Below are 18,335 nucleotides of genomic sequence, written 5' to 3' on the forward strand. Positions count from 1 at the left end.
GGTGACCCGCCAGGTCGGAACGGCACGAGGCGACATGACGCGCGGCGGTCGACGCGCCCCGGCGCCCACGCGCCACCGGCCTGCGACCGGCGCCGAGGCACCGGGCGGGTCACTGACCAGCGCCCCGCTCGACCAGGGCGGATTGCTCGCCACCCAGCGCCTCCTCGGCAATCGGGCCGCACTGTGGCAGCTGCAACAGGCGCCCAACACCTCTGAGCCGATGTCTCGGCAGCCCGTGCCGCTCGTCCCGTGGACCGGCGATCCGGTCTCCATGGCCAACGCGCTGCGCAACCTGCTGCTCAGCAGGGAACTCGACCGGATCGCCGACTCGCTGGCGATGCTGTGGGTCCGGGGAATGGTCGACACCCTGCGCATGCTCAAGCTCGACGCCGGCGCCTACGCCACCATCGTCGGCTCGGCCCGGTTCAAGGGCAACACCCGGCTGATGGCGGCACACGACGTGGTCGAGGGCCGGCCGCCCACGACAGCCGGGCTCTTCACCGATCAAGCCATCGAGCTGCGAGCCATGCACGATGTGCCGAACTGGCCGACCATCATCGGCCCGCACGTCAAGAACAGCCTGCAGCTGCCCAACCCCGACCAGGTCAGCGATCCCTCGATCGACCCGGTGCTGACCAGCCCGGCCTATCGCGCCGCGCTCTTCGACGCCATCCGCCGCAACCGGACCATGACCGGGCAATATCTGCTCAACACGGTCAAAGCCCGGCCCGCGGACAACGTGCCGGGCGGCTACAAGTATGTCGGCCCGTCGCACAAGGGCGACTCACCCAGCGAGCTCAACGTGCCGGACCCGAAGCGGGAGGAGGTCAACAAAGCGCTGTGGAAGGAGCTCGGCGTGGGCGAGGGCACCCAGGCGTCCATCAACACCTGGGACACCGCCAAGTTCAGCTTCGGTCCCGGTTTCGCCGCGGTCGGCCTGCTCGGCCAGGTGATGGACAACCTCGCCAAGGCCGGCTCCGAGGTCCTCGTACCGCTGCGCAACGCCGGTCTGATCTTCGAGAAGGGCACCTGGTACGTCGTGGACACCGAGGCCCAGGCGGTGCGGTCCGGCAAACCGGCGCTGGAGCTGCTCTCCAAGGACGTCGGCCTCATCCAGACATTCCTCGACACCGCCGGTGACGCGAAGATGCGGCGGCAGTGGATGGACGCCGAGTGGAAGGCGATGCAGGGCGCCGGCGGCGCTGCCGCGGTGCCGCCGGAGGTGGTGGAGAACTGGCCGGTGGAGCTGATCGTCTTCGTCGCGCACTGCGTGCACTGGGGCGGACCGACCTGGAAGGAGTGGAAGAGCGCCACCCCGCCGAGCCTGTTCCACGTCGTGCGGACCCAGGCCAAGCACGTCGACCGGAGAGCGGATGACCCGCGCATCCTGACCCACCTCAGCGCCGGCACCTTTCTCGGATTCAGCAACAGGCTGCTCGAACGGACCCTCAGGACGAAGAGCAAGCGGATGGGGATCGAGGCAAACCTGCCCGACGACTGGAAGACGGGATTCGCCGGCGCGGTCGCGCTGCCCACCAAGACGTCGACGCCGGTGTTCCACGTGATCGAGGCTGACGAGTGAGCAGGGCAGCTGCGGCGCAGAGCCCTCGGTCGCCCGCCCCGCGACCACATGCCGCCCGGTCGCCCGGCAGAACGCACCAGCCCCGGCTGCTCGAACTGCAGCAGCTGGCCGGAAATCAAGCCGTCACCCAGCTGATCTCCGTGCAACGGGCCGACAAGCCGGCCAATCTGGATGAGGCGATCCGCACCGGCGACAGCTCCGCTCTGGACCCGTTTCGGCCCTTCACCGGCATCAGCGCCAACCAGCTGCTCAGCCTGGTGAATCTCATCGTCACCCAGACGTTCGTCAGCTGGCGTGAGGAGTCGATCCTGGAGGAGGCATGGCGGTCACGGGGGAACGCCGCCGATCTCAGCCGCTTCGACTTCGATCTCTGGAAAAGCTGCCAGAAGCGGGGCGCCGACCCGCACAAGGTGCAGTGGATGCGCGATCTCCGCACCCAGTTCGCCACCGACGTACGCGAGGAGGCACGGGAGAACCTCCGCAAGAACGGTGAGATCATCGACGCGGAGTCCCGGCGACTCGGCATCAGCTCCGGTGCGGATCCGGCGGCGGCAGATGAAGCGGTCCGCGAGCAGGTCCGGCAGGCGTCGCTGATCCGGAAGGCCAAGGAAACCCTGCGAACGCTCGGTCAGATCGATGTGGGCTACACCGAGCCGCCGATCAAGCAGGGATCTGACCGAAGCGAGCACGGCGGCACCTCACCGGCCGGCGGCACCGGCACCGCGGCAGCGCGCAACCGGGCGGGCTTCAATCCGCTGCACGCACCGCCCTACCCGGCGGAAAAGGGTGACGGCATGGCCTCCTGGGAGACCATCATCGACCAGCACCAGAAGCTGAACACCGCGATCGGGACGATCCTCAACGAGAACCCCGCCCTCTACGCGATGATGGTCCTGGATGCGAAGGATCGGGCCCGTGACGGCGGCTCCGATGCCCTGGCCAGTGGCGACCAGAGCCCGGCGGGAGCTCGGGCCAAGATGGGCGCGGCGCTGGCGAAGGTGACGGAGAACATCCGCACCGCTCGGAGGGACATCGACGACAAGCGGTTGCGCTTCGAATCCATGTCGTCCGTGCAGGACAAGCTCTTCGAGAAGGACAAGACGTGGAGCAGGCCCTTCGCCCAAGGGCTGGCCCGCGACTACGTCAAGGAGAGCGGCGAGGACGCGGCGAAGGGCGCCATGCTGGTCGAGATCGCCCTGCTCGCGGCGGTCACCATCGGCACAGCCGGCACGGCGGCGCCGCTGCTCGGCGCGATCATCGGACTCACCTCCTCCTCCGCGGCGGCGGCCGACAGCTGGAACCAGGCGTTCGCCGTGAGGAGCGCCGGCAAGGCCACCGTGAAGGACGAGCTCGCGATCGTCGGCACCGCCCAGGCCGCGGAGGCCGAGTTCCAGGCCATGATGGACACGATCACGGCACTCGTCGACGTGTACGGGGCGGCCAAGGCGGTCCGATCCGCGACCAGTCTCGCCAAGGTGGCCGGGCTGGAGGCGAAACTCGCGGCCAAGACCAAGCTCGCGAACTTCGCCACGCTGCCGCCCGCCGGACAGAAGCAGCTGCTGACCGAAGTGGTCGAGGCGGAGGGTGCGCAGGCAGCCGTCCTCGGCACCGGCCGCAAGGCCGAGGACCTGATCCCCATCGTCGGCCGGGACACCACCGCCGGCCAGCGGCTGCTGGCACTCGCCGGCGGCGCCGGGCACATCTCCGTCAAGGACCTCGAGGTCGCGCTGCCGCTGCTCGCTCAGAAGAGCGCAGCGGAGGCGGGCAAGCTCGTGCAGCAGTCCATCGACCTCATCGGCCCGGCCGACACGCTGCGCCGGGTGGGCGGATGGGGAATGCTCGAACAGGCGGTCGGCAAGGAAGCCGGTGCGATGGCAAGGCTGGAGGCGTGGCGGTCGGGCCTCATCGACCAAGCCGGCCAGACCCTGGGGGCCGCCTCCGGCAAGGAGGGCGTCTCCGCGGCCCGATCGCTGCTGGCCAAGCTCGGCGGCATGCCCGAGGGAGCGGTCGAGACCGGGCTCGGAATCCTCCTCACCGTCATGGAGAACACCGGCGCCGAGACGCCCGCCACCTCCGCCGTCGGCTCATACGGCCAGAGCCCGATCGACCTCGATGAGGCGGCGACGCGCCTGGCAGCCAAGAAGGGCGTGGCCCAGCGCCAAATGATCATAGGCCCGAACAGCCCGCCGCTTCCGCTGACCGAGCATCAGCTCAACCGGCTGTCACACGAGGAGTTCGAGGAGGTCATCCGCAGGGCCATCGCCTACGGGCACTTCGCCGGCGACGGGCTGCCCCGGATGTCGGTGCTGGAGCTCAAGAACCACGGCGGCGGTCACGGACTCGACGGGATCGGGCTGCGGCGCCGCGAAAACCTCGTCGACCTCTACAAGTTCGAGTTCAAGCAGGTGACCTCGGATATCGCGCCCAGCCTCGACATGCGGGCCGCCGGTGTCCAGGGCGGCTACGGCTGGACCGTCGCCAACATCGACAAGCTGATGGCGTCGAGCGATCCGGTGGCGTTCGAGACTTTGGACGTGCTCGAGCGGCGGCTGAAGCGCTACTTCGGAACGGCGTACAAGGAATCGCTGATGATGGAGGCGCTGCGCGAGAGTCTCGGGCGAGCCCCGCTGGTCGTGGTGACCCGCGTCGGCGCCTCGCTGGAGACCCTGGTCCCGCAGCTGCGCGGCCTGGCGCGTTCCCTCGGACGCGGCAATGTCAAGCTGCTGCTGGTGCGCGGTCGGCCGACCCGGTAGGCGTCTCCTTCGTCGAGATACGCCCCACCGCACCGGGGCCGGTCAGACCGACCAGGTGCCGAACCAGCTGCCGAACTCCGCCGGCAGCGCCAGCCGGCCGAGCTTGCGGTACTCCCGGTGCACCGCGACGACCAGGTCGGACATCGTCACCGGCTGGCCCGCCTCGGCCGCCAGGTAGGCCGCGGTCACCGCGATCGAGCGGATGTTGCCACCCGACAGCTCGAACGACTCGGCGCAGTAGTCCAGGTCCAGGTCGGCGGCGCGGGGCAGGTCGGCGGGCAGGCAGGCGCGCCACAGCCGCAGCCGGGCTGCCGCGTCGGGCTTCGGGAAGTCGACGACCACGTCCAGCCGGCGCAGGAACGCGTCGTCGAGGTTGGCGCGCAGGTTGGTGGTGAGGATGGCGACCCCGTCGAAGGACTCCATCCGCTGCAGCAGGAACGCGGTCTCCACGTTGGCGTAGCGGTCGTGCGCGTCGGAGACGTCGCTGCGCTTGCCGAACAGCGCGTCCGCCTCGTCGAAGAGCAGCACGGCGTTGCAGTTCTCCGCCTGATCGAAGATCCGGCTGAGGTTCTTCTCGGTCTCGCCGATGTACTTGTCGACCACGGTCGACAGATCGACCACGTAGAGGTCGAGCCCGAGCGCGGCGGCGACCACCTCGGCGGACATCGTCTTGCCGGTGCCGGAATCGCCCGCGAAGAGAGCGGTCACCCCGGTCCCCCGGCCACCGCCCGGCCGCATCATCCAGGCGCCCAGCACGGTGTCCCGGTGCCGGACCCGGGCGGTCAGCTCGTGCAGCAGGCTGAGCACCGGATCGGGCAGCACCAGGTCGGTCCAGTCGACCGCCGGTGTGATCCGGCGGGCGAGCCGCTCCAGTCCGGCCGCGTTGCGGGCGCGGGCGGCAGCGCGCAGCAGCGCGACCGTGACCGTCCCGCCGTCCAACGCGGCGGCCTGGCGGGCGGCGGTGGCCGACTGGGCGATCTGTTCGGGCGAGAACCGGTACGGCGCGGTGAGGATGGGTAGCTGCTCGCCGAGGGTGTGCCGATCGCCCAGCTCGCGCCGCCACAGCGCGACGCGGTCCGGGCCGGTCGGGGCCGGTACATCGATGAGCTGCGGGATGCGGGCCGACCACTGCGGCTCCCAGCCGACGGTCCCGGTGAGCAGCACCTCGCCGTCGAGGTCGGCGAACGGGCGGACCCCGGCGCCGGCCGGGCCGCGCTCGGTGAGTGCCTCCACCGGCCCGGCGATCAGCGCGACACCGCGCAGCCGTGCCTCCCGGCCGGCCACCCGGGCCAGCTCGTCGAGGTCGTCGTCGGCTCCGGCCGGCAGCCGGGCCAGGTCCAGCACGATCGCCTCCGGCCGGGCGGCGACCGCGGCGGCCAGCGCGCAGCCGGGCGCCCGGTCCCGCAGGTAGGCCAGGCCGCCACCGGCGGCGACGACCGGCACGTCGATCGCGGCTCGCGGCCGGGCCAGCACCGGCAGCAGCAGCGGATCCGGGCTGTCGTCGCCGAGCAGGTGCTGGCACACCCGGTCGGGCACCCGCAGGCCGCGGCTGAGGAACGGGCGCTCGGCATCCTCGACGACGAGCAGCCCGGCGGCGCACAGCGGTCCGGCCGGGCCGGCCTGCCGCCGGGCCGCGGCGGACATGGTGGACAGTCCGGCGAGCTCCAGCGCGAGCCGCACGGTGGCCCGGCGGCGGGTGACATCGTCGTTGAGGTACCCGTACAGCCGCTCGAATCGTGGATCGAGGTCCGGGGCGACCGCGATCAGCAGCAGGGTGAGGTCGGTCTCGGTGAGCCCGAACGCGACCGCCAGCCGGCCGGGCGGGCTGTCGTCGATCGGCCCGGTCGGCTCGACCGGTCCGACCGGTCCGACCGGCTCGATCGGTCCCCGCAGGGCGGCGTCGACGTGCTCGTCCGACAGGTAGAGCCCCCGAAAGGCGTCGTCCGGGTGCGGATCGCCGGCCCGCCGGGCCGCCACCGCCAGCGTGACGGCCGCCTCCACGGCGGCGAGCCGGTTCCGCAACGCGGTCACGGGTTGATCCGTACGATCACCTCCTGCACCGGTGGGCCTGCGGTGAAACGGATCCCCGGCTGGATCGGGGCCACGATCCGCACGTCCAGCGAGGGGTGCAGTTCCCCGCCGAGCGCAGACCAGACGTCGGCGAAGGACCGGTCCTCCGGCGGTGGGAGCGCGACGGTGATCGGCACCGGCAGGGCCGCCTCGGCCAGGCCGCCGGTGAGCAGGTCGACCGGGATGGCGTCATGCGCGAGCAGGCAGGACAGCGCCGCTGACAGCAGCCGGTGCTCGTCCTCCGGTCGGGCCGTCCACGCGGTGAGCAGATAGGACAGCACGAAGTAGCGCGGCGGTACGCGCCGGGCCACCACCCGGCCGGACTTGTCGTACTCGTCGACGCGGCCCTGGGTCCGCCGGCGCAGGTCCTCGCGGATGTCGTAGAGGTAGACGTTGAGTGTGGGCGCGTTGCGCCGCGACGACCAGTCCTTGGTCGGCGCGTCGAGCACGATCTCGATGGCGTCGTCCACTATCGCCTCCCGCCGCAGCAGGGCCGTCAACGCGTCGTCCACCTCGAAGATCACCGCTTCAGGATTCCATCTGACGCGACATTCCACGGCAATTTAGGGGTGTTATCTCATAAAGTGACTGCTATGGGAGCATTCGCGAGCTTGGAGAGCAACGCGCTGTCGGCGCCGTGCGGCGAGTCGGTCGCCACGACGCTGACCGTCCGGAACACCGGCACCGTCGTGGACCAGTTCCGGATCTCGGTCCTCGGCGATCCGGGCGCGTGGTGCCAGGTGGATCCTCCGATGATCTCGCTGCTTCCCGGCCGCGAGGGCACCGTCTCGCTGCGGTTCTCGCCGCCGCGCGACCCGGCCACACCCTTCGGGCAGTTGCCTTTCGGCGTACGGGTCGAGCCCCAGGAGGATGCCGCCGGGCTGACCGTCGAGGAGGGCGTGCTGACCGTCACGCCCTACGCCGACCTGCAGGTCGACCTGGTGCCGAACACCTCCAAGGGCTGGCGGCAGGCCAAGCACCAGCTGACCGTGGTCAACCGGGGTAACGCTCCGGTGGCGGTGCACTGCTCGGCCACCGACCCCAACGGCGCGCTGGACGTCGCGGTCGACCCCGCCGGCCAGACCATCGGCCCGGGCATCGCGGTGCAGGCCGACGTCCGGGTCAAGCCCCGACACACGCTGTGGCGCGGCGCCGCGCAGACGTTGCCGTTCACCATCGGCGTACAGGCCGGCGTCGCGCCGGGACAGCCGGCCCCGGCCCCGGTCAACGTGAGCGCCAATCTGCTGCAGAACGCGGTCTTCCCGCCCTGGCTGCCCCGGACGCTGGCCACCATCGCGGCGCTGGTGATCGGGGCGGTGGTCGCCTGGCACGTGGTCCTGCGCCCGACCGTGCAGAACGCCGCCAGCAACGCGGTGGCGGCGCCGCTGGCGCAGACCGACGAGAACATGCGCCGGGTCGCCGACAAGGTGGGAGTGGAGATCGAGCCGCTGGACGGCTCGTCACCCTCACCCGGCCGGTCGCCCGGTGCCGGTGCGGAGGGCGGCGACGCTGCGCTGGGCCTGCCGCTGACCACCCGGCTGACCATCACCACCGAGCCGGGCGGCCAGCAGGTCACCGGGGCCGCCGTCGCGCTGCCGGCGGATCGGGCGCTGACCGTCCCCCGGGTGCTGGTGCAGAACCCCTACAAGGCGACCGGCCTGCTGGTGATCGGCACCAGCGCGGCGACGGACACGGGCCGGATGACCGGGCAGATCCCGGTCGCGGACCGACTGGTGGTGATCGCGCTGGGCGAGGACGGGAACACTCCGCCGCAGCCGTTGGTCTTCGATCCGCCGCTGGTGCTGCCGACCGGCCGCACCCTCGCCATGACCGTCCAATGTGTCACTCCGGGCAACAGTCCCGGTGGTGGGGCCCGGCCCAACTGCGAGATCGCGGCGCTGGTCGGCGGATACACCCGCACGGCGACCGAGCCGACCGGCAGCCCCAGCCCGCGACCGACCGTCCAGCCGTCGCCCGAGGATCTCACTCCGACCCCGACCGGCGAGCCGGAGAGCCCGGACGACGAAGACCCGACCCCGAGCCCCGAAGCGTCCTGACGGGCATCAGTCACCGGTCCATCATCGACACGACGACCTTGGCCGGCGCGTGGCCCTCCTCCACATAGCGGATCGCCGCCGGCACCTCCGCGAAGGCGTAGCGCCGGTCGACGACGGGGGCAACGGCTCCCTGCTCGATGAGCGCGGTCAGCGTGAGCAGGTCCGCCCGCTTGTCCGAGGCCCGGACCACGTCGGCCATCAGCATCCGCTGGGAGACGAACGGCGAGATCGCCACCGCCGCGAACGCGTGCCCGGCCGGCTGCACCCAGCGACCGGCCTGGCCGCCGACGACGACGTAGGCGCCCCGGGGCGTCAGCACGCGTCGGCAGGCCAGGGCCGACTTGCTGCCCGCGATGTCGATCACGAGGTCGTACCGCCGGCCGCCGAGGGTGAAGTCGGCCGCGGTGTAGTCAACGACCTCGGTGGCGCCGATGGAGCGCACCAGGTCCACGTTGCGCGTGCTGCAGACGCCCGTCACCTCCGCCCCGAACGCCCGGGCGAGCTGCACCGCGAACGTCCCGACCCCGCCGGACGCCCCGTTGACGAGGACCTTCTGTCCGGGTTGAAGGTTGCCCCGATCCCGCAGGGAGATCAGCGCAGTGATCGCCGCCATCGGCACCGCCGCCGCCTGCTCGAACGACAGGCTGGCGGGCTTCGGCGCCAGCACGCTCTCCGGCACGCAGACATACTCGGCGAACGCACCCTGCTTGAGCAGCGCGAACACCTCGTCACCGGGTCGAACCCCGCGCACGCTCCGGCCCACCGCCGCGACCTCACCCGCCATGTCCGCGCCCAAGATCCCCACCTTGGGGGTACGCAGACCGATGCCCCCCATCAGCCGGGCGACATAGGGCTCCCCGCGCATGTGGTGCCAGTCGTAGGGATTGACGGATGCGGCATAAACCCGGACCAGCACCTCCCCGTCGCCCGGCACCGGAGTCTCGACCTCGGCGAGCTCCACGACGTCGGGCGAACCGAACGAGCGCACGACAAAAGCCTTCATGGCCTTCTCCAACCCGGCAGCGCCACAGCAACCTTACAACGTAAGGCGCCCTTACGGCGTAAGGTACTCTTACGTTGTAAGGTTGTCGAGCGGTCAGACGGTGTCGCGCATCCGATCGAGGCCCTCGAGGATCAGATCGAGCCCGAACTCGAACTCGGTCTGAGCGTCGCACCAGCCCAGCGTGGAATCGGGATCGTCGTGGGCGACCTCCGCCAGCATGCCGACGAGGTGCGGGAACCGCTCGGCCATGCCCGCCATCGCGGCGGCCGCCTCGGGACCGGTGGGCGCGTCGCCGGGATCGAAGAGCTCCTGGTTGAAGCCGAGCGCCCGGCTCCCCAGCGTGTGCAGCGCGCGGTGGCACAGGTCGTGCGAGAACCCGCCGGCCTGCATGATCGCCAGCAGCCCGTCGTAATACTCCAGGATCCCGGCGCTGGTGCTGGTCCGCGACACGAAGACTCGGGGCGCCCACGGGTGGCGCAGGAGGACCTCACGAGCGGTCAGGACCCGCAGCCGGGCCGCCGGCTTCCAGCGAGCACCCTTGGTGGGGAGCGTCAGTCGGCCGACCGCCTCGTTGATCTCAGCGGCGATGACGTCGACGACACCGTCGAGCACCTCTTCCTTGTTGGCCACGTGGTGGTAGAGCGACATCGCCTCGGCGTCGAGCACATCCGCCAACCGGCGCATCGTGAGGGACTCGATGCCGCGCTCATCGGCGACGCCGACCGCCGCTCTCAGCACCCTGTCCCTGCTCAACGGCGGCCGGGGCTCGCTTCTCGGCTCAGCGCGGATGGCCACCTAGCTCAACCTCTCCACGCGCTCATCGTACAAGGATGGGTGTGAGTTGAAGCGTGAGCGGGCGGCCACCCGCGAGTGGAAGCCGTCAGGCCGCGACCGGGAGGAGCAGCTGCGAGCCGGACTCGACGGTGATGTCGACCGGCACGAGCCGGGTGGCGGTGGCGAGCGGCTCCCCCGTACCGAGGTTGCGGGCGTAACGTGGATGAGCACCGCCACTGACCTGCAGCCGGATGCGGTGTCCGGGCGCGAATCGGTGGGCGGTCGAGCTCATCGGCACCGTGATCCGGCCGCCGGCGCTGATGCGCAGCAGTCCGTCGCAGACGTTGACCGAGCGGCCCTTCTCGTCCACGTCGCACAGCCGGGCGAAGACATCGGCCGACGCCGCGGCGCCGATGGAGACCCGCAGGACCGCGCTGACCGCGCCGAGCACCTCGACCGCGTCGGTGAGCGGTTCGCCGGTGAAGGTCAGCACGTCGGGCCGGGCCTCCAGCGAGGAGTTGTCGCGGGGTCCGGCACCGCGCGACAGCACAGGGCCGCCGAGCGACGGGGTCGGCGACGCCGGGTCGTAGTGGACCGTCGCGAGCGCGTCGCCGGTGGCCGCCGCCTCGGCCGTGGTCAGCTTCCCGCCGGCCGCGAGCGACCAGGGCCGGTCCGACACCCCGACCGGCGGCCACTCGGCCAGGTCGCGCCAGGCGTCGACGCCCTCAGGCATCACCCCGCCGACGTGTACGCGGACCGGCGTGGGCGGCAGCCCCGAGCGGTCGGCGGTGAGATAGGCGCGCAGCCAGCCCGCGCTGTCGATGAGCACGGACCTGTCCTCCAGCATGTTCGAGTGCGTCCACGGGCCGATCAGCAGCCGGTTCGGGCATCCGGCTCGGACAAGCCGCTCGTGCTGCGCCAGGTTCTGATCGAGGTTGAGATCGAACCATCCGGCGACCATGGACGTCGGGATGGCGAGGCTCTCCGCGACCGGGCTCATGTCCTTGCCCGCCCAGTAGGGATGGTCGCGCTCGGCGTGGCGCAGCGAGTCCTCGATGATCGAGACCCGCTCCCCGATCCCGGGAACGTAGGCGTCGATGATCGGCAGGCTGCTGATGATGCGGCGCATGTGCCGCTGCAGGCGCAGTCCCGCCTGGATGAATTTGAGGGTGCCCTTCCCCTGGTGGACCATCGCGACACCGGCGATGAGCACCGTCTCCAGTGCGAAGGAGCCACCGGCGTAGCAGTTGCCGTAGGGATCGTGGCCGCCCGCCTGGATGACCATGGCGCGCAGCTCCGGCGGCGGGTCGAGGGCGAGGGCGAACTGCACGTAGCCGAGGTAGCTGATGCCGACCGTGCCGAGCACCCCGTTGAACCACGGCTGCTCGCGCAGCCACGCCACCGCGGCGTGTCCGTCGGCATCCTCGTTGCGGAACCAGTCGAAGGTCCCGCCGGAGCCGCCCGTGCCGCGGCAGCTCTGCAGCACGACGTGGAAGCCCTGCTGGGCGTAGGCGTTGCCGTAGAGCGCGGTCCAGGGGAAGCCCCGGCCGTAGGGCGAGCGCACCAGCAGCGTGGGGTAGTCGCCCTCGACGACCGGGAAGTAGTGGTCGGTCACCATCGGGCTGCCGTCGGCGGCCGGCACGGTCAACCCGGGCTCGTAGGCCACCTCGAGCGCGGCGGGGTCGGGCTTCCCGCCGAGCTTGCTGAGCAGCTTGACGTGGCGGGGCAGCGGTTGGCCGTGCGGCCGGGTACGGGTGGCGGGGTGGGCCATGACAACTCCCTGGGTCGGTTCGTCGACTTATCGTACACTGTACTGAAAGTCGTGCGCCACAATGTGGGGGTGAGTTTGATCGACCCGACGGTCCTGTGGGCGCCCCCGGCACCGCGCAGGCTGGGGCGCCCCGCCGCGTACAGCCGCGAAGCCATCGTGGCCGCGGCCATCGCCATCGCCGACGCCGACGGGCTCCCCGCGCTGTCCATGCGGCGGGTGGCGGGCGAGATCGGCGCGGGCACGATGTCGCTCTACTCGCACGTGCCCGACAAGGAGCACCTCATCGAGCTGATGGTCGACGCCGTCATCGCCGAGGCGACGCAGATCCCCCCCAGCGGGGACCCGATCGACGACCTGGTGCACTACGCCCGGCAGCAGCGGGCGCTCTTCCTCGGCCACCGGTGGCTCACGGCAGCCCTCGCCGTACGCCAGACGCTCGGACCGAACGGACTGACCACACTCGACAATGCGCTGGCGCTGCTCGCACCGGTCGACCTGCCGCCATCGTCCAAGATGGAGGCTTTCGCGCTGCTCACGGGTTTCGTCTCGACCTACGTCGGCTATGAGCTCGCGCAGTCCGAGATGGGGCGCTCGACGGCCGAGGCCCAGGCCGCTCAGGCTGCCTACCTCACCGGTGCGGCGACCAGCGGGCACTACCCGCACCTGACGGCCGCCTTCGCCGCCATGGGCGCCGCCGCCCAGGCGCCCCCCGACCCGGAGGAGACCTTCGAACGCCTGGCCCGTCGAATCCTGGCCGGCCTCCTCACCCCTCCTGAACTTTAATGCTGGACACGCCGCAAAACCCGCCACAAACGTCAGGATCAACTCCGGGAGCGCGACCTCCTGCTCCGCGCGCTTGAAGATCGCACCTTTTTCGGGCCGCGCCGACGCGCGGGCTCGATGATGATCGCGCACATTCCGAGAAACAACCCTTACCAGCGCTCAAGATCGTGCTGTTTCACGGAAATAGGCCCTTCGAGGTGCCCAGGTAGGGGTTACTTCCGTGAAACAGCACGATCTTGCGCGATATCGGTCTCCTCGACGGCGCGCAGGCAGACCTGTATCGGCGCGATCCGGAGCTGACCGGGCGGCGATCACATGCCGTGGCGGCGGTCGCCGAGGACTCGCTCACAGACCTGGGCTTCGGACTCGGCGGAGAACGGTTCCCGGTACGCCGCGACCGCCTGATCCGTCTCCTCGATGATGAGGTCGGCGTTGATCTGCGCCGCCGCCAGGACTCCCGCCGCAGCGGCAGCCCCGACCTGCGCGGTCATGTCGCCGACGTTGCCCGCGATCCACACCCCGGGCACCTCGGTGCGGCCGGTCGGGTCGGCGGGCACGAACTCCCCCATCCCCGACGGGTGCGGCACCGCCGACAGGCCGAGCGCCGCCAGGAATCCGGCCCGTGCCACCATCGGTGCCCCCACCGCGAGCGCCTCGCGCCCGACCACCCGGCCGTCGCTCATCCGCAGCCCGACCAGGCGATCATCAATGATCTCCAGCGAGACGACCGCGCCGGTCACCACCCGGATGCCGCGCGCCGCCAGCTTCTCGGCGTCCGCACCGGAAGGGGGCGGCATGGTGTGGGTGAAGTACGTGATGTCGTCGCTCCACTGCCGGAACATCAACGCCTGGTGCATCGAGTTCGGCCCTACGGCCAGCACTCCGATCGCCTGGTCGCGGATCTCCCAGCCGTGGCAGTAGGGGCAGTGCACGACGCCCCGGCCCCACTGCTCCCGCAGCCCTGGAAGATCGGGCAGCTCGTCGACGAGCCCGGTCGCCACCAGGATCCGGCGCGCCCGGACGGCCCGGCCGTCGGCGAGTGCCACAGCGAACCCGTCGTCGTCGCGGGTCACGGCGACGACGGCGCCGGAGACGACCGAAGCGCCGTAGCCGCGAGCCTCCGCGCGGCCCCGTTCCAGCAGCTCGCCGGGGGAGATGCCCTCCCGGCCGAGCAGCCCGTGTACGCCGGCCGCCGGCGCGTTGCGCGGGCTGCCCGCGTCGATCACGACGACCGACCGCCGGGCCCGGGCGAGCGTCAGCGCACCGCTCAGCCCGGCCGCGCCACCGCCGACCACCACCACGTCATAGCCGTCCCTCAATTGCTCGGTCACCGTGACCACCTCCACGACCACCATGCGAGCCTGCCCACAAGATCTGCAAATCTCGTTGCCGATCTGGCAAACTGGAGGCATGGACAAAGATCTCGACCAGGCATTGACGGCGGTCGGACCGAGACTCCGCGCGCTGCGCCAGCAGCGGGACACGACACTCGCCGAACTGTCGGCGACGACGGGGATCTCGGTCAGCACCCTGTCCCGGCTGGAGTCCGGCGACCGGCGACCCAACCTCGAACTGCTGCTCCCGCTGGCCAAGGCGCACGGCGTCACCCTCGACGATCTCGTCGGCGCGCCGCCCACCGGCGATCCCCGCATCCACCTGCGCCCGATCACCTCCCACGGCATGACGATGCTGCCGCTGACCCGGCGCGCCGGTGGCATCCAGGCATACAAGATCGTCATTCCCTCCACCAGCAACCGGAGGGTGCCCAACCTGAAGACCCATGAGGGCTACGAGTGGGTCTACATCCTCAACGGGCGGCTGCGGGTGGTCCTCGGCGAGCAGGACCTCACCCTCTCCCCCGGCGAGGCGGCCGAGTTCGACACCAGGGTGCCGCACTGGTTCGGGGCCGCCGACGCGGAGCCGGTCGAGTTCCTCAGCCTCTTCGGCACCCAGGGCGAGCGCGCCCATCTGCGGGCCCGCCCCAAGACCAAGGAACCGGTCGAAGACTGACGAAAGCCCGATAATAGACTCACTTCCGTCGATTTCCGAAGGTTGATCGCTTCTGTTACCCAGGAGCCGTGACGAACCGAATCGGGGAACTCCGAGGCCGCCGGCGCCGTGCCCGCCGTGCACTCATAGGTACGCTCCTGGCTGCGGTGATGCTTCTCGCCGCATGCACCGACGACGATGAGGGCCCGAACGCCGGCCCCGGCGGGACGGCGAAGTACGACCCGAGCCCGACCTCGCTGAGCATCATCGCGGGGTCGGAACAGGAAACAGTGCTCAACACCGTGGTGAACAGTTGGTGTACGGAGCACAGGTACAAGTGCACCTTCACCCTCAAGGGCTCGGTGGATCAGGCCCGGCTGCTCGCCGCGGGCAACGCCGACTTCGACGCCTACTGGTTCGCCAGCTCCGTCTTCCAACAGGTCGGCGACACCGGCAGCAGGCTGCAGGACGTCAAGCCGATGTTCCTCACTCCCGTCGTTTTCGCAGGCTGGCAGAGCGAGATGCGCAAGCTGGGCTTCGTCGGCAAGACAGACGTGGCGATCGGCGACATCCTCACGGCGGTCGAGTCCGGCAGGACCACGGTCTGGGCGACGAACCCGACCCAGTCCAACTCCGGCGCGACCGTCCTGTTCGGATTCCTCAACTACTTCGCGGGCAACGGCCCCGGCCAGGCCCTCACCCAGCAGCAACTGGAGTCGGCCGCAGTCGATGCGGGCATCACGCGCTTCACCCGGGCCATCTCCTCGACCCCGCCGTCGACCGGCACGCTGATGAAGGAGTGCCTCGACCACCCGGACCGCTGCAAGACCCTGTTCACCTACGAGGACCTGGTCATCGAGAAGAACCAGGAGCTCATCAAGGCAGGCCGGGAGCCGCTCTACACCGTCTACCCGCGCGGCTCGCTGGCGATCAGCGACGCGCCGCTCGGCTTCCTGCCGCACGGCAACGCCTCCGACGAGGGCAAGCGCAAGGCACTCAACGAGCTGCAGAACTACCTGCTGACCTCGCCGGACGCCCAGGCGAAGCTGCTCAAACTCGGCCGCCGCCCGGCCACCAGCATCGGCCTCACCCTCGACAACCCGGACACCGCGGTCTTCAACCCGGCGTGGGGCATCCAGGCCAACCTGCGCGAGCAGGGCATCCAGTTCCCGTCCTCGGCGGTGATCACGGCAGCGCTCAACCGCTACCAGACCCGCTACCGCAAGCCGGTCGCCGCCTACTACTGCCTCGACGGCAGCGGCTCGATGGGCGGCAACAACGGCTGGACCGGCGTACGGGACGCGGCGCACCAGATCTTCGACCAGGACCAGGCGGCGCTGAACCTGCTGCTCACCCACCCCGAGGACCGCACGACGGTCACGGTCTTCAACAGCGCCGTCACCGCGGGCAGCCCGTGGCAGGTGACCGGCGACGGCGCGGGCGACCTGCACGGCCTCGTCGAGAAGATCAACGGCTACAAGGTCACGGGCGGCACCAACATGTACGCCTGCCTGCTGCGCGCCGCCGAAGAGCTCGGCAAGGAGGACTCGGCCAAACGCAAGCGCCTCGTCATCGTCATGAGCGACGGGCAGTCCGAGAGCCGGGATCACGACGCGGCGGTGGCGGCGTTGGGCGCTCTCGGCGTACCCGTCATCGCCATCGCTTTTGGCTCTGACGCCGACCCGCGGCAGCTGCAGGAGGTCGCGACCGCCACCGGCGGAGCGTTCGTGCAGCAGAACGACCTCGTCGCGGCGCTGCGCCAGGCCGCCGGTTACAAGTAGAGGGCCCAGCAGATGAGAGGCAAGCTCGCCGCCCCGGTCGCGCTCGTCGCGGCCGTGGCGGCCTTCACCGGGATCTTCCTGATCAGCGGCTCGCTGCTCTGGTCTCCCCTCGTGGCGATCGTCGCCGCGCTCGGCGTCTACCTCATGATCGACGATCGGTCCCAGGTGGAGGTCGCCGACGACACCTACGCCGAGGACGCGCAGCGCAAGACCGAGGAGGTGCTCAAGCTGGTCAAGGAGATCGGCCGGCTCGCCAAGGACGTGCGCTCGCCGTCGGCCCGCGGGTCGCTGGAGAGCGCCTGCCGGCTCGTGCCGGAGCTGCTCAACCGGGTGAAGGCCAACTCACCCAACGGGCTCTTCTCCAGCGCCAGCCAGCTCGGCGCACATCTGAGCAGCCTGCACGGCGTGCTCACGCAGTATCTGGAGATCCAGCGCGCACCGGACTTCTATAAGAACCCGGCGGCGCTGCAGGCGAGCGGCGAGCTCGCCTTCCTGCGGTTCAGCGAGTTCGCCTTCGACAGCGTGCAGCTCGTCGGCCAGGGCGAGATCGCGCAGTACAGGGCGAATCTGGAGACCGTCGCCCCGCCCAAACTTCCGCAACTGGAGAAGGAGTAACCATGCGACTGCCGAGTCCCCGGTTCCTGATCGGCCTGGTCCTGGTGCTGGTCGCGTGCATCGGTGTCGCCTATGTGGTCAGCCGCAGCGGCGCCGAGGAGGCGACCGGTTCCCCGAACTCGGAGCCCGCGACGATCACGTGCATCGGCGGGTCCGAGAAGACCGAGCTGATGGCAGACCCCAAGGTCAAGAGCATCCTGCACGACAGGTACGGCCTGACGGTGACCTTCCAGCCGCTCGGCTCCTATGACCAGGTGCAGCTCAGCACGGATGAACTGCGTGCCCGCAAGACCGACTGCCTGTGGCCGTCGAGCGCGAGCGCCCAGAGCGTCTTCGAGAAGTCGCACAGCGGCGCCTTCGGCGACTACCGGGCGGAGAACCTGCTCCAGTCGCCGGAGGTGGTCTACGCCGGGCCGAAGGGCACGGATGCCCTGGTCAAGGCCGGTCTGGTGGAGCAGCGCGACAAGCGCTACTACATCGTCAACGTCAAGAACCTGCTGCTGGACTACGTCCTCAAGAAGCGGACCTGGGAGTCCATTCAGGCCGGTGACCTGCGCGGGCCGATCGCGATCGCGAGCACCGATGCGGCGAAGTCCAACAGCGGCTTCACCCTGGCCCAGCTCCAGCTCAACATCATCGCCACCGCCGACGTGTTCTCCGCGCCCAGCGCCGAGCAGGCCCGCACGGCGCTCAAGACGCTGCGCGCCCTCTACGACGCGCAGGGGTTGCAGGCGCGCAGCTCCGACGCGGGCTTCCGGCAGTGGCTCACCCAGGGCGGCGAGTTCCACGCGCCGCTCTACGCCGGTTATGAGAACCAGTTCATCCAGCAGGTGATCGCGGCGGGCGGCAACAGTGCGGCGCTGCTGAAGAACGTCCGGGTCCTCTACCCGGAGCCGACGATCTACAGCGACCACCCGCTGCTGGCGCTCTCCCCCGCCGCCGGACGGTTCATCGACGCGATGAAGGACACCGAGATCCAGACGATCGCGTGGAAGACCTACGGCTTCCGGTCCGGTACGCAGATCGGCTTCAACAACGTGACCGACTTCCCCGATCTGCCGCTCGCCGACCAGTTCCGCACCACCACCCCGCCGAACGCCGACGTGACCTTGATGCTGCTGAGCTGCGTCAAGGATGCCAAGACCTGCTAGAAGGGC

Annotated in this window: 14 protein-coding genes; 8 read left to right on the forward strand and 6 right to left on the reverse strand. The window is 70.4% G+C overall.

Annotated elements, in window-relative coordinates; all coding sequences use genetic code 11:
• Position 1 precedes the first annotated feature (1 nt).
• Positions 2–1,582 (forward strand): hypothetical protein, encoded by a 1,581-nt coding sequence (locus tag F4553_RS06390; RefSeq protein ID WP_184833454.1) that lies wholly within the window; start codon positions 2–4, stop codon positions 1,580–1,582.
• A complete protein-coding gene (locus F4553_RS06395) occupies positions 1,579–4,335 on the forward strand; it encodes a hypothetical protein (protein ID WP_184833456.1) in 2,757 nt (918 codons plus the stop codon). The genes F4553_RS06390 and F4553_RS06395 overlap by 4 nt, the downstream gene beginning before the upstream one ends.
• Before the next feature lie 42 nt (positions 4,336–4,377).
• On the opposite strand, the gene F4553_RS06400 is transcribed toward F4553_RS06395, so the two are convergent.
• Positions 4,378–6,366, reverse strand: coding sequence for an ATP-binding protein (locus tag F4553_RS06400; RefSeq protein WP_184833458.1), 1,989 nt, complete (start codon positions 6,364–6,366; stop codon positions 4,378–4,380).
• Positions 6,363–6,929 (reverse strand): Pvc16 family protein, encoded by a 567-nt coding sequence (locus F4553_RS06405; protein WP_184833460.1) that lies wholly within the window; start codon positions 6,927–6,929, stop codon positions 6,363–6,365. Before F4553_RS06405 ends, F4553_RS06400 begins: the two co-directional genes overlap by 4 nt.
• Positions 6,930–6,998: 69 nt before the next feature.
• Between F4553_RS06405 and F4553_RS06410 the strand changes: the two genes are divergently transcribed.
• Positions 6,999–8,462 carry a COG1470 family protein gene (locus F4553_RS06410; RefSeq protein ID WP_184833462.1) on the forward strand — a complete coding sequence of 488 codons (1,464 nt, stop codon included), beginning with the start codon at positions 6,999–7,001 and terminating at the stop codon, positions 8,460–8,462.
• A gap of 10 nt (positions 8,463–8,472) precedes the next feature.
• Here F4553_RS06410 and F4553_RS06415 read toward each other — a convergent pair whose 3' ends face one another.
• The 3 genes from F4553_RS06415 to F4553_RS06425 all read right to left on the reverse strand — a co-directional run bounded on the left by F4553_RS06415 (position 8,473) and on the right by F4553_RS06425 (position 12,010).
• Positions 8,473–9,465, reverse strand: coding sequence for an NAD(P)-dependent alcohol dehydrogenase (locus F4553_RS06415; protein ID WP_184833464.1), 993 nt, complete (start codon positions 9,463–9,465; stop codon positions 8,473–8,475).
• A gap of 93 nt (positions 9,466–9,558) precedes the next feature.
• On the reverse strand, positions 9,559–10,203 hold the full coding sequence (locus F4553_RS06420) for a TetR/AcrR family transcriptional regulator (protein ID WP_184833466.1): 645 nt from the start codon (positions 10,201–10,203) through the stop codon (positions 9,559–9,561).
• 142 nt (positions 10,204–10,345) lie between these two features.
• The gene (locus tag F4553_RS06425) at positions 10,346–12,010 is read right to left on the reverse strand and encodes a CocE/NonD family hydrolase (RefSeq protein WP_184833468.1); all 1,665 of its coding nucleotides are present in this window, start codon (positions 12,008–12,010) and stop codon (positions 10,346–10,348) included.
• A 69-nt stretch (positions 12,011–12,079) separates the two neighbouring features.
• Here F4553_RS06425 and F4553_RS06430 point away from each other — a divergent pair, with 69 nt between their 5' ends.
• Positions 12,080–12,793: a TetR/AcrR family transcriptional regulator gene (locus tag F4553_RS06430; protein ID WP_221469796.1), complete on the forward strand. Its 714-nt coding sequence runs from the start codon at positions 12,080–12,082 to the stop codon at positions 12,791–12,793.
• Positions 12,794–13,104: 311 nt separating this feature from the next.
• Here the strand turns inward: F4553_RS06430 and F4553_RS06435 are convergent, their stop codons facing one another.
• Complete coding sequence (locus F4553_RS06435; RefSeq protein WP_184833470.1) at positions 13,105–14,124, reverse strand: NAD(P)/FAD-dependent oxidoreductase; 1,020 nt, start codon at positions 14,122–14,124, stop codon at positions 13,105–13,107.
• A 79-nt stretch (positions 14,125–14,203) separates the two neighbouring features.
• On the opposite strand from F4553_RS06435, the gene F4553_RS06440 reads away from it, so the two are divergent.
• From F4553_RS06440 to F4553_RS06455, 4 genes are all read left to right on the forward strand, one after another.
• Positions 14,204–14,803: a helix-turn-helix domain-containing protein gene (locus F4553_RS06440; protein WP_184833472.1), complete on the forward strand. Its 600-nt coding sequence runs from the start codon at positions 14,204–14,206 to the stop codon at positions 14,801–14,803.
• Positions 14,804–14,952: 149 nt separating this feature from the next.
• On the forward strand, positions 14,953–16,563 hold the full coding sequence (locus F4553_RS06445) for a vWA domain-containing protein (RefSeq protein WP_184833474.1): 1,611 nt from the start codon (positions 14,953–14,955) through the stop codon (positions 16,561–16,563).
• Positions 16,564–16,575: 12 nt separating this feature from the next.
• The gene (locus tag F4553_RS06450; protein WP_184833476.1) at positions 16,576–17,178 is read left to right on the forward strand and encodes a hypothetical protein; all 603 of its coding nucleotides are present in this window, start codon (positions 16,576–16,578) and stop codon (positions 17,176–17,178) included.
• Positions 17,179–17,180: 2 nt separating this feature from the next.
• Positions 17,181–18,329: a substrate-binding domain-containing protein gene (locus F4553_RS06455; RefSeq protein ID WP_221469798.1), complete on the forward strand. Its 1,149-nt coding sequence runs from the start codon at positions 17,181–17,183 to the stop codon at positions 18,327–18,329.
• Positions 18,330–18,335: the final 6 nt, after the last annotated feature.

This window comes from Allocatelliglobosispora scoriae (assembly GCF_014204945.1).
Lineage (GTDB): Bacteria > Actinomycetota > Actinomycetes > Mycobacteriales > Micromonosporaceae > Allocatelliglobosispora > Allocatelliglobosispora scoriae.

Coding starts and splice junctions, on each gene's coding strand:
- F4553_RS06410 (WP_184833462.1), top strand. CDS start 6,999: ATGGGAGCATTCGCGAGCTTGGAGAGCAACGCGCTGTCGGCGCCGTGC.
- F4553_RS06415 (WP_184833464.1), bottom strand. CDS start 9,465: ATGAAGGCTTTTGTCGTGCGCTCGTTCGGTTCGCCCGACGTCGTGGAG.
- F4553_RS06425 (WP_184833468.1), bottom strand. CDS start 12,010: ATGGCCCACCCCGCCACCCGTACCCGGCCGCACGGCCAACCGCTGCCC.
- F4553_RS06440 (WP_184833472.1), top strand. CDS start 14,204: ATGGACAAAGATCTCGACCAGGCATTGACGGCGGTCGGACCGAGACTC.
- F4553_RS06445 (WP_184833474.1), top strand. CDS start 14,953: ATGCTTCTCGCCGCATGCACCGACGACGATGAGGGCCCGAACGCCGGC.
- F4553_RS06450 (WP_184833476.1), top strand. CDS start 16,576: ATGAGAGGCAAGCTCGCCGCCCCGGTCGCGCTCGTCGCGGCCGTGGCG.
- F4553_RS06455 (WP_221469798.1), top strand. CDS start 17,181: ATGCGACTGCCGAGTCCCCGGTTCCTGATCGGCCTGGTCCTGGTGCTG.